The sequence below is a fragment of the Microbacterium sp. 69-7 genome (assembly GCF_001897985.1).
Classification (GTDB): Bacteria; Actinomycetota; Actinomycetes; order Actinomycetales; family Microbacteriaceae; genus Microbacterium; species Microbacterium laevaniformans.
The window spans coordinates 58,825-72,777 of sequence record NZ_MKRU01000090.1; the positions used below are offsets into that span (position 1 = coordinate 58,825).

Consider the following 13,953-nt stretch of genomic DNA (forward strand, 5'->3'; position numbering starts at 1 on the left):
CTGGCATCAGGAGCTGCTCGCATTCGAGCTCGGCGGCCGCGCGGTCGAGCACGCGCGCCACGTGCAGTTCGCGCCCCTGCGCGAGGGCGGCGAGTGGTTCCGTGCCGCGCCGGAACTCCGCGCGCACGCGGCAGCGCTCGCCGACGGCATCCCGCCCTGGCATCGCTATGCGCGCTGGGTCGCCGATGCTCTCCGCGGTGCGGTCAGCTGACAGACGGCGGAGCCCCGGGGAAGAGGGCGATCAGGATGGCGCCGCTCACCAGCCAGAACGTGACGACGAACACGGTGTCGCGCGCCCGCCACGGCACCCCGTGGCGCTCGGTGCGGTCGGTGTGGGCGCCGAAGGCGCGGGCATCCATCGACAGCGCGACGCGCTCCGCGTGGCGGATCGCGCCCGCGAGAAGCGGCACGAGATAGCCCCACCAGCGCGCGATCGCGGCGAACGGTCCGCGACCGCCGTGCGACCCGCGCACGCGATGCGCCTGTCTGATCACGTCGAGCTCGTGCCCGAACCGCGGCACGAAGCGGAAGGCCGCCAGCGCCGTGTAGCCGACCCGGTACGGCACGCGCAGCTGCTGCACGCTCGCCCGCACAAGGTCGGGGCCCGTGGTCGTCAGCCCCGCGATCAGCGCGAGCGCGACGATCGCGGCCAGTCGCAGCCCCGTCGCGAACCCGACCGCCAGGGCTCCACTGGTCCAGGTCCACGAGCCGACGTGCGCGAGCACCGTTCCGCCGACGCGAGCGGGGTCGGTCCAGAGGCTCATCGACGCTCCGATGACGACGGCCGCCGCGGGGAGTGCGACGAACAAGAGCAGCATGACCCGAGCGGTCAGTCGCGCACCGAGGAGCACGATGACGTAGGCGATCACGATGAAGGCCAGCGGGGTGGCGAGATCGCGGGTGAACACCAGCAGCACCATCGCGGGCAGCGGCGCCGCAAGCTTCGCCAGGGGATTGATGCGCTCCAGCGCACGCGCGTTCTCGCGGTCGGCGGTCGCCCACGGATCGGTGATCGCCGCGCTCACGGTGCCGTCTCCGGAGCAGGCAGGTCGGCGAGGCGCGTGACGCCGGCGAGAGAGGGATGCCGTGTCATCCCCGCGAATGCGCGTCGCAGCGGCGGCTGACGCAGACCCGCCGCGCGCACCAGGGCGTCGTCCGCGAAGACCGCGGCGGTCGCGGCATCCGCGACCACGCGTCCGTCGCCGATGATGATCGTGCGATGCGCATGTTCGGTGACCAGCTGCATGTCGTGGGTGACGACGAGGATCGTCGTGCCGTCGGCGCTCAGGCCCTCCAGCAGATCCATGAGCTCGTCGGCCCGCGCCCGATCCTGACCGAACGTGGGTTCGTCGAGGGCGAGCACGGGCGCACCGGCGACGAGAGCGGTGCCCACCGACAAGCGCCGCTTCTGCCCGCCGGAGAGCAGGAAGGGGTGCACGTCGGCTTTGCCGTCGAGGTCGAACCGGCGAAGCACATCGAAGGCCCGCTCGCGCACCTCGTTCTCGGCGAGCCGCTGCCGCCGCAGGCCGTGCGCCAGTTCGTCGAACACCGTGTGTGCGATGAACTGGTGCTCCGGATTCTGGAACACGAAGCCGATCCGCCGCGACAGCTCGCGCGGATCGCTGCGCGCGACGTCGATGCCGTCGAGCACCACCTGCCCCCGCGGCACCGGGACGACTCCCGCGAGCGACTGCAGCAGCGTGGTCTTTCCCGCGCCGTTCGCGCCGACGATGGCGACGAACTCGCCCGCCGCCACATTCAGGTCGATGCCGTGCAGGATCTCGCGACGACCCCGCAGAGTGCGCAGCCCGCGGACACGTATCAACGGCTCTGCGGAGGCGACCGGCGCCACATCGGCTGCGGAAGGGACGGATGCCGCGGGCGAGCCGGCCGGTGCGTCCGCCGCGTCGAGGGCGGTGCGCAGTCCGGTCGGGTCGAGCGGCAGAGGATCGAGCGTCCATCCCGCGGCGCGCAGACGCAGTGCGGCGAGGGTCGAGACGGGCAGCCAGACCCCCATCTCATGCAGCTCGGCGGCGCGGGCGCGCAGCACCTCGTCGACCGTGCCGTCGGCCATGGTGCGCCCGGTGCGGTCGAGCACGACGACCCGGTCGACGATGCCGACGACGGCGTCGAGGTTGTGCTCCACGAGCACGATCGCGCGATCACCGGCGGCGACCAGCGCGCCGAGCGTCGCGTAGACCTCCTCGACGCCCTGCGGGTCGAGGTTTGCCGTCGGCTCGTCGAGCACCAGCAGGGGTGAACCCATTGCCAGCGCGCAGGCGATCGCCAGGCGCTGGCGGCCGCCGCCGCTCAGGCGGTCGGGGTTCTCGTGGCGCCGCTCCCACAGCCCGACACGTCGCAGGGCTTCTTCGGCGCGCGCCAGCACGTCGGCCACGGGCAGCCGCAGGTTCTCGGGCCCGAAAGCCACCTCGTCGAGGAGCGTCCCGGTCACCAGCTGCGCATCGGGATCCTGGAACACCATCCCGACGCTCTCGCTCAGCACCGACACCGCCGTCGCCGCCGTGTCGCGGCCGTCGACCTCGACACGGCCGCGGACGGTCGCCGGAACCGCGTGGGGGATCAGGCCGTTCAGGGCGAGCGCGAGCGTCGACTTCCCGGCCCCGCTCGGACCGAGCAGCAGCACGACCTCGCCGCGGTTCACGACGAACGAGGCGCCGGCGGGAGCCTCGGCATCCGCACCGTCGTGCCGGATGCCGAGATCGCGCACGCGCAGCAGCGGCGCGGGCGTGCGGGCGTCGGGCGCCGCGGCGTCCGCTCCGAAGTCGGCAGATGTCACGGGTCGTCCCAGCGGTCGGTCAGGGGTGTCCTCTCAGGTTAGCCGAACCTAACTTGCCGAGCCTCACGCGTGAGCAGAACCCGCTCAACGGCGGACGGTCTGCCGTGCGACTCCGGCTCGACGCAGCGACGCGCCGACTCTGAGTCCGATCGCCGTCCAGACCACCGGTCCGCACACCGACAGGGCGAGATAGGCGACCTGGGCCCACAGGGGGTACGCGCTCAGGTGCGCCGCGAAGAAGACCGCGACGGCCACGAGCACACCGATCACGATCGCGGAGATGAAGAACCGCCACGCTCCCCATACGCGGTAGCGGGTGAGTGCGGCGACACCCTCCTGGATCGCGCCGAACAGCAGCGCCGTGCCGAGGAAACGCGTGGTCCAGATCGGCGCGAACGCACTGGCGACGAGCGCGGCCAGGACGTGCGTGAGCACAGCAACCAGGGGCAGGCGCAGCACCTCCTGCGCGATGATGCCGGGGAGCACGTGCGCGCCGAGGACGAGGCCGTAGACGATGGCCAGACCGGGCACGGTGAGGACGATCGGCGTCACGAGTCCGGCGAAGCCGCCCAGGATGCCGGTGGCCACACCGATCGCCGCGCACACCAGCAGGACGCGCGTCGACAGGACGGTTTTTCGGGCCACGCCTCCAGCGTAGCCGCGCTGCCATCGGCCTCGGACCGGGAAAAAACCTCAGACCGTGCGGCGTCGAGGGGTCAGTCGCACTGCCGGCAGGGGCGGTGCCGGCACCCGTTCGCAGGCGTGCCCGATGACGTGCCCGAAGCGTGCGCCGGCCGTGCCGGTGTCGTCCGCTTCGCTCTCCCACGCGTCGCGCGCGGCGACGATCTCATCGTGTGAACGGCCCACGAAGTTCCACCACATGACGATGTCCGACTCGAACGGCTCGCCGCCGATCAGGAACAGTGTCGTCTCGCGCTGCGCGCTGACCTCGACGCCGTCTCGATGGATGCCGAGGTACAGCAGTCCCTGGTCGGGGAGGGCGGTCGCGGCATCCGGCGCGGTGTGCACCTCGGGCGCTCCGGCGACGCCGACGAGGGCGTACTCCCAGACCGGATCGAGTGGAAGGCGCACACGCGATCCTGCGGGCACGTGGATCTCGGCGCCGACGATCGGCGTGTGCATCGTCGCGGGCGAGCGTGCGCCGGCGAAGTCGCCGACGACGACCGTCGCCGTGGCGCCGCCGGCGTCCGGCCCGCCGTCGAGGGCGACGGTCGGGAGGTCCTCGTGGCGCTCGAACTCCGCCGCACCGTGCCGACGCGTCTCGGGGAGGGCCACCCACAGCTGCAGCGCGTCCAGCGGCACGGCGTCTTCACCCAGGGAGTACTCGGAATGCGCGATCCCGGCACCGCTGGTCATGAGGTTCAGCACGCCGCGGCTGACCACCACGTCGTTGCCGAGGGTGTCGCGGTGGCGCACCTCGCCGACGAGCGGCCAGGTCACCGTCTGCAGGCCGATGTGGGGGTGCGGTTCCACGCGCATGCGCGCCGTCTGCGGACCGAATCGGTCGAGGAAGCACCAGGCGCCGACCATCGGCAGGGCACGCTGGGGCAGACTGCGGTGCACCTCCATCGCCCGCACGCCGCCGAGAGGGACCTCGCGGGCCTCGAGCAGCAGTGCGCGGGGTCCGTCGCAGGCGGTCGGTCCGGCCAGGCCAGGGGCCGCGTCGTCGAGCCTCGTCATCCGCGGGACGACCCGACTCCTTCGTCGCCCGGGGTCGGCTCGGCCGTCGACGCGTGGGCCGCCGCCTCGACGTCACCCTCGCGCCACGCGACAGCGAGGCCGGGCACCTCGTTCTTCTGCAGGTATCGCACGACGAAGGGGCACACCGGCACCACGCTCACGCCGCGTGCGGCCTCACCCTCCATCGCCGCCGCGACGAGCTTCGTGCCGAGCCCGCGTCCGCCGTAGGCGGGGTCGATCTCCGTGTGCGGGAAGACGTGGCGGCCCTCGGCATCCTCCTCGTACTCGGTGAAACCGGCGACCCGGCCGTCGACGAGGATCTCGTAGCGGTCGGCGTCGTCGTTGCGGGCGATGCGGATGTCGTCGCTCATGACGTCCCTTTCGTGAAGATGTCCTCCCACCGTAGGCCGGTTCTGCGCAACGGCACCAGGCCTGTCGTTGCGAGGCGTGAATGGGGAGGATGGCGGGGTGACATCCCTCTCCCCCCGCCGCCGTTCGCGACCCCTTGTGCGCGCCGTGCGCTCTCCCGTGGCAGCCGCCGTCATCGCCGTCGCGCTGACAGGTTGCGGCGCCTACGGCCCGTCTCCGTCTCCGGCGCCGCCGACGTCGACGCCGGCGCCGAGCCCGTCTCCGACTCCCACCCCGACGCCCACGGCCGACCCGCTCGCCGGGCTCGACCTGCGCCAGCGCGTCGGACAGCTCTTCATCGTCGGTACGCAGATCGACGCGGCGACACCCGCGACCATGTCGGCCGTCACGGACCTGCACGCGGGCGGCATCTTCCTGCACGGGCGCTCGCAGGCGGGGGCCGCGGCGGTCGCCGCGCTCGTCGGCTCGTTCACGAGCGCGGATGCCGACGGCATCCCGATCTGGGTCTCCACCGACCAGGAGGGCGGCGAGGTCCAGGTGCTCACCGGGCCGGGGTTCGACGACATCCCGTACGCGATCCGGCAGGCCGACCTGCCCGACGACCAGCTGCGCGCATCGGCCACGACGTGGGGACAGCAGCTCGCCGCCGCCGGCGTCACGCTGAACCTCGCGCCCGTGGTCGACATCGTCACGAGCGAGGCGACCCGCTTCGACAATCCGCCCGTCGGGGCCCTCGGCCGTCAGTACGGGTACGACGAGGCGACCGTGGTCGCCAAGGCCGGGGCGTTCGCCGACGGGATGCGGGCCTCGGACGTCATGCCGGTGTTCAAGCACTTTCCGGGGCTCGGCCACGTCGCCGCCAACACCGACACCACGGCGAACGTGGTCGACACGACCGTCACCGCGGACGGCCCCGACGTCGCGGTCTACCGCAACCTCCTGCGAGGCGGCCCCGCCGCCGTGATGGTCTCGAGCGCGATCTACCAGAACATCGACCCCTCGACTCCGGCGGTGTTCTCGCCGACAGTCGTGGGCCTTGCCCGGGCCGTCGTCGGCACGGACGGGATGCTCGTCACCGACGACCTCTCCGCCGCCCAGGCGGTGCAGGCGTGGAGCCCGGCCGATCGCGCCGTGCTCGCGCTGAGCGCCGGGGTCGACGTCGTGCTGGCATCGACCGATCCGAGCGTGTTCGCGGAGATGTACGACGCGGTGCTCGCCAAAGCGCAGGGCGATCCCGCGTTCGCGCAGCGTGTGGACGACGCCGCGCGGCACGTGCTCTCCGCCAAGGCTGCGCGCCCCTGACTGCACCGCCGCAGCGCCGCGCGACCGCGGGCGCCGCCGCGCCTGGCAGACTCGGGGAATGACCTCGCCCGCGGCACTGACCGACCTCGTGCCCGTCGGAGCGACGGCGGATGCCGCGTACGAGGGCTTCGTCGCCTGGGCCGCCGGCCGCGGGCTGGCACTGTACCCCGCGCAGGACGAGGCCGTCATCGAGCTGGTCTCGGGTGCCAACGTCATCCTGTCGACACCGACGGGCACCGGCAAGTCGCTCGTCGCGATCGCCGCTCACGCGGCCTGCCTCGCCGCGGGCGGCCGCTCGTACTACACCGCGCCGATCAAAGCGCTGGTCAGTGAGAAGTTCTTCGCGCTGGTCGAGGTGTTCGGCGCCGAGAACGTCGGCATGGTCACCGGCGACTCGTCGGTGAACCCGGATGCCGCGATCGTCTGCTGCACCGCGGAGATCCTCGCCAACATCGCCCTCCGTCACGGCGCGGATGCGCAGGTCGATCAGGTCGTCATGGACGAGTTCCACTACTACGGCGACCCCGACCGGGGATGGGCGTGGCAGGTGCCGCTGCTGCTGCTGCCGCAGGCGCAGTTCCTGCTGATGTCGGCCACCCTCGGCGACGTGACGCCGATCGCCGAAGACCTCGAGCGCCGCACGGGGCGCCCCGTGGCGCTCGTCACCGGCGTCGAGCGGCCGGTGCCGCTGCACTTCTCGTACGAGCGCCGGCCCGTGCACGAGGTGCTGACGATGCTCGTCGACGAGCGTGAGGTGCCGGTCTACATCGTGCACTTCGCACAGGCGGCGGCCCTCGAGCGTGCGCAGGCTCTGGCATCCGTCACCCTCACCACACGCGCCCAGCGCGACGAGATCGCCGACGCCATCGGCGGATTCCGCTTCACGACCGGCTTCGGCAAGACGCTGTCGCGCCTCGTCAGGGCCGGCATCGGCGTGCACCACGCGGGCATGCTGCCGCGCTACCGGCGACTCGTCGAGACTCTCGCCCAACGCGGGCTGCTGCGGGTCATCTGCGGCACCGACACCCTCGGAGTCGGCATCAACGTGCCCATCCGCACCGTCATGATCACGGCGCTGAGCAAGTACGACGGCACGAAGATGCGCCAGCTCAGCGCGCGCGAGTTCCACCAGGTCGCCGGCCGTGCCGGGCGCGCCGGCTACGACACCTACGGCAATGTCGTGGTCATGGCACCCGAGTGGGAGATCGAGAACGCGGTCGCGCTCGCGAAGGCCGGTGACGACGCGGCCAAGCGCAAGAAGATCGTCCGCAAGAAGGCCCCCACCGGCGTCGTCAACTGGGGTGAGGGGTCGTACGAGCGGCTCATCTCCGCCGCTCCCGAGCCGCTCGTCCCGCAGCTGAAGCTCACCGCCGCGATGCTGATCAACGTCATCGGCCGCGGGGGAGACGTCTTCGGCCACGTGCGCGCACTCGTGTTCGATAACCACGAGCCGGCCGCACGTCGGTTCGCCCTCGCTCGACGCGCCATCGCGATCTTCCGCACGCTCGTGGACGCTGGGATCGTCGAGATCGACCGCTCCGCGCCATCGCGCCCTCGCATCGCGCTGACGGTCGACCTGCAGCCGAACTTCGCCCTCAACCAACCGCTGTCGCCCTTCGCGCTCGCCGCGATCGAGCTGCTGTCGCCCGACGACGACATGGCTCCGGGCGCCGGGGCGCGTGTTCACAACTCCGGAGATCTCGCCGCCGAGGAGCCCACAGCGCCCGGTTCCAACGAAAATGCGTCGTCCTTCCGGAGCTATGAACAGCCCGCCCCCGCGACCGCCCCCGCCCCCGTCGCCCCGGGCGGCATCGGCACCGGCCACTACGCCCTCGATGTCCTGAGCGTCATCGAGGCCACCCTCGACGATCCGCGCGCCATTCTCGCGCAGCAGGAGTACCGCGCTCGGGGCGAGGCGGTCGCCGCGATGAAACGCGACGGCATCGAGTACGACGAGCGCATGGCCCTGCTCGAGGAGATCACCTATCCGAAGCCGCTCGCCGAGTTGCTCACCCAGTCGTTCGAGGTGTTCGCGTCCTCGCAGCCGTGGGTGCGCGATTTCGAGCTGAGTCCGAAGTCGGTGGTCCGCGACATGTTCGAGCGAGCCATGTCGTTCGCGGAATATGTTTCCTTCTACCAACTCTCGCGCAGTGAAGGACTGGTGCTGCGCTACCTCTCCGACGCCGACCGGGCGATCCGCCAGACCGTTCCCGCCGATGCGCGCACCGACGAGCTGCGCGACATCATCGAGTGGCTCGGCGAGCTCGTGCGCCAGGTCGACTCGAGTCTCGTCGACGAGTGGTCGGCGCTCATCGACCCCACGGCGGTGCTGCCCGAGGACGGCGCTCCGGTCGTGCCGCCGGCGCCGCCCTCCATCCTCACGAACGAGCGCGCGTTCACGGTCCTCGTGCGCAACGAGCTGTTTCGGCGGGTGCAGCTCGCGGCTCTGCAGGACGACGACGCGCTGGTGGCCCTCGACCCCGAGGCCGGTTGGCCCGAAGCCCTCGACCGCTACTACGACGAGCACGACGAGATCCTCACCGGCGGCTCCGCGCGCTCGCCGCGGCTCTGCGTGATCGACACGGCGGATGCCGCGGCATCCGGCCTCTGGCGCGTCGAGCAGACGATCGACGATCCGGCCGGCGACCACGACTGGCGCATCCGGGCCGAGGTCGATCTCGCGGCATCCGTCGAGGAGGGCGCCGCCGTCGTCCACGTGACCGAACTCACGCGCCTGTAAGCCCCCCACCTCTACCACTCGCGAGCCGCTATGTTCCGCGCGAGCCGCCATCATCTGTCGTGGCGGCTCGGTGCGATCGTGACGGCTCGGCGGGGCGGGTGGGGAGGACGGCGTCGCGTGTCGGATGCCGCGGCTAGCCTGGACGGGTGAGTGCAGCCACCGATCGGTACGACGACCCCTACGCGGACGTGCCGTGGGATGTGGATGAGCTGACGCCGCCCGACGAGTTCGACATGGCGCCCCCGCCGGAGTACGACGGGTATGCCGGTGCGCTCGCTCGGGCGACGCGCGACACGGCTCCGGACGCCGCGGCCCCGGCTGCGGCATCCGGCGATGCCCCGGCGCGACGCGCCGCCGCGGTCGCCCGCCCGCCGCGCTCGACCGATCCGAGGGCGGTGCTGAAGGAGGTCTTCGGCTACGACGAGTTCCGCGGCGATCAGGCCGACATCGTGGCGCACGTCGTCGCGGGCGGCGACGCCGTGGTGCTCATGCCCACCGGCGGCGGCAAGTCGATCACGTATCAGGTGCCCGCGCTCGTTCGTGCCGGCACGGGGCTCGTGATCAGTCCGCTCATCGCACTGATGCACGACCAGGTCGACGCCCTGCGGGCCAACGGTGTGCGGGCGGCGTACCTGAACTCCACCCAGAATGCGGCCGAACGTGCCGGCGTCGAGCAGGACTTCCTCGCCGGCGAGCTCGACCTGCTCTACGTCGCGCCCGAACGCCTCAGCGCTCCCGCGACGAGCGCCCTGCTGCAGCGGGGCACACTCAGTGTGATCGCCATCGACGAGGCGCACTGCGTCAGCCAGTGGGGTCACGACTTCCGTCCCGACTACCTCGCCCTCGGCGACCTGACCGATCGGTTCCCCGGGGTGCCGCGCATGGCGCTCACGGCGACGGCCACGCGCGCGACCCATCAGGAGATCACCGAGCGGCTGCGCCTGCCCGACGCACGGCATTTCGTCGCGAGCTTCGACCGGCCCAACATCCAGTACCGCATCGAGCCGAAGGTCGATCCGCGCCGTCAGCTGCTGCAGTTCGTTCGCGCCCAGCCGGCCGGCTCTGCCGGGATCGTCTACGCCCTCAGCCGCAAGTCGGTGGAGCAGACGGCCGAGTATCTGCGCACGCAGGGCGTGGACGCTCTGCCGTATCACGCGGGGTTGGATGCCGCGGTGCGCGCCCACCACCAGCAGCGCTTCCTTCGCGAAGACGGCGTGGTGATGGTCGCCACGATCGCGTTCGGGATGGGCATCGACAAGCCAGACGTGCGCTTCGTCGCCCACATCGACCTGCCGAAGTCGGTCGAGGGCTACTACCAGGAGACGGGTCGCGCCGGCCGGGACGGCGACCCCGCGATCGCCTGGATGGCCTACGGGCTCGGCGACGTGGTGCAGCAGCGGCGTCTCATCGACCAATCGCCGGGGGAGCGGTCGTACAAGATGCGGCTCGGCCAGCACCTCGACGCGATGCTCGCGCTCTGCGAGACGGTGTCGTGCCGTCGGCAGAACCTCCTCGCCTACTTCGGGCAGAGCTCCGAGCCGTGCGGCAACTGCGACACCTGCCTCGACAGCCCCGACACCTGGGACGGGCTGGTTCCCGCGCAGAAGCTGCTGTCGACGATCGTGCGGCTGCAGCGCGAGCGCAACCAGGCGTTCGGCGCCGGACACCTCGTCGACATCCTCCGCGGAGCATCGACCGAGCGCATCCGTCAGCAGGGCCACGACGCGCTCGCGACGTACGGATTGGGAGCGGACCTCAGCGACCAGGACTGGCGCAGCGTCATCCGACAGCTGCTCGCCCGTGGCGTCATCGTCGCCCGTGGCGAGTACGGCGTGCTCGCGGTCGGCGACGAGGGTGCGGCGGTGCTGCGCGGGGAGACCCCCGTGCCGCTGCGCCGCGACGTCCTCGGACGCGGCGGGGGTGCCCCGCGCGTGCGCAAGGCCGCGGCGTCCGACGCCGTGGCCGACGGTGACCGCGACCTCTTCGAAGCCCTTCGCGCCTGGCGCGCCGGGGTGGCGAAGGAGCAGGGCGTGCCCGCGTACATCGTCTTCGGCGATGCGACGCTGCGGGCCCTGGCCGAGCAGCGCCCGGCATCCATCGCCGCGCTCGACGGCATCACCGGCATCGGTGCGAAAAAGCGCGAAGCGTACGGCGAGGGCGTGCTCGCGGTCATCGCCGCCCACTGACGCGCGTGCGCGAGTTGCGGGCTCAGCGGGGTGCCCGTCCATGCAGCGACGACCGAATCCGATGCGAGCCGTAGTCCGCAGGCCACCCGCGCCCCTCGGTCAGCCCCGGGGGAGGATGTCATCGAGGTGGGCGGCGAGCTCTGCGGCCACGTCCACGCTCTCGCGGTCGTACAGCCACTGGTACTGCAAGCCGTCCCACAGTGCGACGAGCCGTATCGCCTCACGGGCGGGATCGCGGTGGGCCGGCAGGTCGCCGTCCTGCTGCGCCGCGCGGAGGACGGCGGTGAAATGGTCGATCGTGGCGGCGAAGCGCTGCGCGAAGTAGTCGTGGGCCGGATGATCCGGCGGTAGCGCCTCGCACGAGAGCACCGCGTAGACCTCGATGAGCCCGGGCGCGGAGGCCGCATTGATCGCAGCGTTGCGGGGCAGATCCCGCAGCGCATCGGCGGCGCGCTCGACGTGGGCCGGCGGCGACACCGAAATGGCGCGATCGCGCTCGGCCAGCACGGCGCGCAGCAGCGCATCCTTCGACGGGTAGTGGTGCAGCAGGGCCGACTTGGACACCCCCACGCGCTCGGCGATCTCTCGCAGGCTCGTATCGGCGTATCCATCCCGGGCGAACAGCGCCGTCGCGTCGCGCACGATCCGAGATCGCCGCTCGCGCCCGACGCGGTAGCCCTCCGTCGTCTCGGGCTCCTCGCCCACGAGGTCGAGCGCCGGCCAGGGTGCGGGAGAGGCGGATGCCGCGACGCCCTTGCCCGCATCGGGTTCGGCCGGACCTGCCGAGCCCGGTGCCGCGACCAGCATCTGCTGCATCTCGGTGAGCAGCGCGACGAGATCCACGCGCCGGGGCAGGTAGAGCTGGAGCAGCTGCAGGCCGTCCCAGACGGCCGCGATGCGGATGGCCTCACCGTGAACGTCGCGGCGGGGATGCGCGGCGCCGACGGTGCGGGCCTCGGACAGCTGCGCGACGAACACCTCGCGCAGCCGGCTGTAGCGCTCGCGCATGGCGGCGTGGGCGGGGTGTCCCCGGGTGGAGCCTTCGCCGACGAGCGCCGCATACACGTCTTCCTCGATCGTCCCGCGATCCTCACGCCCTTCGCCGCGCTCGGCGTCAGCCTCACCGCGAACTGGGGCGCCGGCACTGCCGCGCTGTTCGACGTGCTGTCGGGCCGGGCGCCGGCGCGCGGCAAGCTCCCGTTCGATCTGCCGCGGTCGATGGACGCGGTGAAGGCCTCGCGTCCCGACGTCCCGTTCGACACCGCCGACCCGCTCTTCCGCTTCGGTCACGGCCTCGAGCTCTGACACCGGATGCGGGGCTGAGCAACGGAAGCGGATGCCGGCGCGCGCGGCATCCGCTTCTGCGTGCACGCTCCGCATCCGATGCGACGGCACCGGGCGCTCGTGCCCGTGCGGAGGCGCCGTGGCTTTCGCGGGGAGCCACGGTGGAACTCGGTCTCACAAAACGTGGGTGTGGGTCTCACACAGGGGAGGATGCCGCGGAGGCGCGCCGCTTTGTGGGCAGCGCGCAAGCGTTTTGCGAGCCGCCGTACGCGCTCCTACCGTCGAGCATGAGTTTTCCTGTCCGCTGTCGAAAGGTACGCCGATGACCGACGCCGCCGTCCGTCCGAAGAAGCCCGCCACGAGCACGCGAACGCCCGCCGGCGGAGCCCCGACGGCTGCGCACACCGCCGCGGAGGCCCACGAGTCGCGTATCCACGTCGACACCGTCACGGATCTGCTGCTGGGCACCTGGGCGCAGACCCGGCGCGAAGCCCGCGAGATGATCAAGGATCCGGCGCTCTGGAAGATCGAGGGGCTGTCGGTCGCCGACCATCGCGAACGCGTGTTCGGCCAGCTGCAGATCCTCGTCGACAACAACGGGTCGCGGCGCGCGTTCCCGAAGAAGTACGGCGGCCTCGAGGACAACGGAGCCAACCTCGCCGGCTTCATGGAGCTCGTGCTCGCCGACCCGTCGCTGCAGATCAAGTCCGGTGTGCAGTGGGGCCTGTTCGGCTCCGCGATCTACCAGCTCGGCACCGAGAAGCACCACGAGGCGTGGCTGCGCGATGTGATCGAGCTGACGCTGCCGGGTGCGTTCGCGATGACCGAGATCGGGCACGGCTCCGACGTCGCCGCCATCGGCACGACCGCCACCTACGACCCGGAGACCGAGGAGTTCGTCATCAACACGCCGTTCCGCGGCGCGTGGAAGGACTACCTCGGCAACGCTGCCGTGCACGGTCGGGCCGCGACCGTGTTCGCCCAGCTCATCACCGGTGGCGTCAACTACGGCGTGCACTGCTTCTTCGTCCCCATCCGCGACGACGAGGGCAACATGCTGCCGGGCGTGCAGAGCGAGGACGACGGGGTCAAGGGCGGGCTCAACGGCATCGACAACGGCCGGCTCGCGTTCGATCACGTGCGCGTCCCGAGATTCAACCTCCTGAACCGCTACGGCGATGTCGCCGCCGACGGCACCTACAGCTCCGACATCCCGAGCCCCGGGCGCCGCTTCTTCACCATGCTCGGCGCGCTCGTGCAGGGCCGGGTCTCGCTCGACGGCGCCGCGACGACCGCGACCGCGCTCGCGCTGCACATCGCGATCACCTACGCCGGTCAGCGTCGCCAGTTCGACTCGGGGTCGGGCAGCGACGAGGTGGTGCTGCTCGACTACGGCAAGCACCAGCGGCGCCTGCTGCCCCGACTGGCGCAGGTGTACGCGCAGTTCTTCGCGAACGACGAGCTGCTGCGTACCTTCGACGGCGTCTTCAGCGGACGCACCGACCCCCCCGACGAGCGCGAGAACCTCGAGCCCCTCGCCGCCGCGCTCAAGCCCCTGTCCACGTGGAACGCTC

Annotated in this window: 10 protein-coding genes and 2 pseudogenes; 6 read left to right on the forward strand and 6 right to left on the reverse strand. The window is 71.7% G+C overall.

What is annotated here, in order from left to right; all coding sequences use genetic code 11:
* Window positions 1-211 (forward strand): annotated as a pseudogene (locus BGN98_RS09950) (GIY-YIG nuclease family protein); the annotation flags it as partial.
* Here BGN98_RS09950 and BGN98_RS09955 read toward each other — a convergent pair.
* The 5 genes from BGN98_RS09955 to BGN98_RS09975 all read right to left on the reverse strand — a co-directional run bounded on the left by BGN98_RS09955 (window position 204) and on the right by BGN98_RS09975 (window position 4,869).
* Window positions 204-1,025, reverse strand: a complete 822-nt coding sequence (locus BGN98_RS09955) for an energy-coupling factor transporter transmembrane component T family protein (RefSeq protein WP_288121233.1) — start codon at window positions 1,023-1,025, stop codon at window positions 204-206. The pseudogene BGN98_RS09950 and the gene BGN98_RS09955 sit on opposite strands and share 8 nt — an antisense overlap.
* The gene (locus tag BGN98_RS09960) at window positions 1,022-2,797 is read right to left on the reverse strand and encodes an ABC transporter ATP-binding protein (RefSeq protein WP_288121235.1); all 1,776 of its coding nucleotides are present in this window, start codon (window positions 2,795-2,797) and stop codon (window positions 1,022-1,024) included. Before BGN98_RS09960 ends, BGN98_RS09955 begins: the two co-directional genes overlap by 4 nt.
* Before the next feature lie 84 nt (window positions 2,798-2,881).
* Window positions 2,882-3,442: an ECF transporter S component gene (locus BGN98_RS09965; protein WP_005054446.1), complete on the reverse strand. Its 561-nt coding sequence runs from the start codon at window positions 3,440-3,442 to the stop codon at window positions 2,882-2,884.
* A 48-nt stretch (window positions 3,443-3,490) separates the two neighbouring features.
* Window positions 3,491-4,498, reverse strand: coding sequence for a pirin family protein (locus tag BGN98_RS09970; RefSeq protein WP_016463740.1), 1,008 nt, complete (start codon window positions 4,496-4,498; stop codon window positions 3,491-3,493).
* Window positions 4,495-4,869, reverse strand: coding sequence for a GNAT family N-acetyltransferase (locus BGN98_RS09975; RefSeq protein ID WP_016463739.1), 375 nt, complete (start codon window positions 4,867-4,869; stop codon window positions 4,495-4,497). Before BGN98_RS09975 ends, BGN98_RS09970 begins: the two co-directional genes overlap by 4 nt.
* 97 nt (window positions 4,870-4,966) lie before the next feature.
* Here BGN98_RS09975 and BGN98_RS09980 point away from each other — a divergent pair, with 97 nt between their 5' ends.
* From BGN98_RS09980 to recQ, 3 genes are all read left to right on the forward strand, one after another.
* Window positions 4,967-6,169, forward strand: a complete 1,203-nt coding sequence (locus BGN98_RS09980) for a glycoside hydrolase family 3 N-terminal domain-containing protein (RefSeq protein WP_288121238.1) — start codon at window positions 4,967-4,969, stop codon at window positions 6,167-6,169.
* Between the two features lie 58 nt (window positions 6,170-6,227).
* Window positions 6,228-8,909 (forward strand): DEAD/DEAH box helicase, encoded by a 2,682-nt coding sequence (locus BGN98_RS09985; protein ID WP_288121239.1) that lies wholly within the window; start codon window positions 6,228-6,230, stop codon window positions 8,907-8,909.
* Between the two features lie 146 nt (window positions 8,910-9,055).
* The gene (recQ, locus tag BGN98_RS09990) at window positions 9,056-11,095 is read left to right on the forward strand and encodes a DNA helicase RecQ (protein ID WP_288121241.1); all 2,040 of its coding nucleotides are present in this window, start codon (window positions 9,056-9,058) and stop codon (window positions 11,093-11,095) included.
* Between the two features lie 99 nt (window positions 11,096-11,194).
* Here the strand turns inward: recQ and BGN98_RS09995 are convergent, their stop codons facing one another.
* Complete coding sequence (locus BGN98_RS09995) at window positions 11,195-12,103, reverse strand: TetR/AcrR family transcriptional regulator (protein ID WP_288121242.1); 909 nt, start codon at window positions 12,101-12,103, stop codon at window positions 11,195-11,197.
* Between the two features lie 51 nt (window positions 12,104-12,154).
* Between BGN98_RS09995 and BGN98_RS10000 the strand changes: the two are divergent.
* Window positions 12,155-12,400, forward strand: a pseudogene (locus BGN98_RS10000) (glycoside hydrolase family 3 protein); the annotation flags it as partial.
* A 301-nt stretch (window positions 12,401-12,701) separates the two neighbouring features.
* Window positions 12,702-13,953, forward strand: a 1,252-nt coding sequence (locus BGN98_RS10005; protein ID WP_288121244.1) for an acyl-CoA dehydrogenase family protein, incomplete at its 3' end; no start/stop codon positions are given.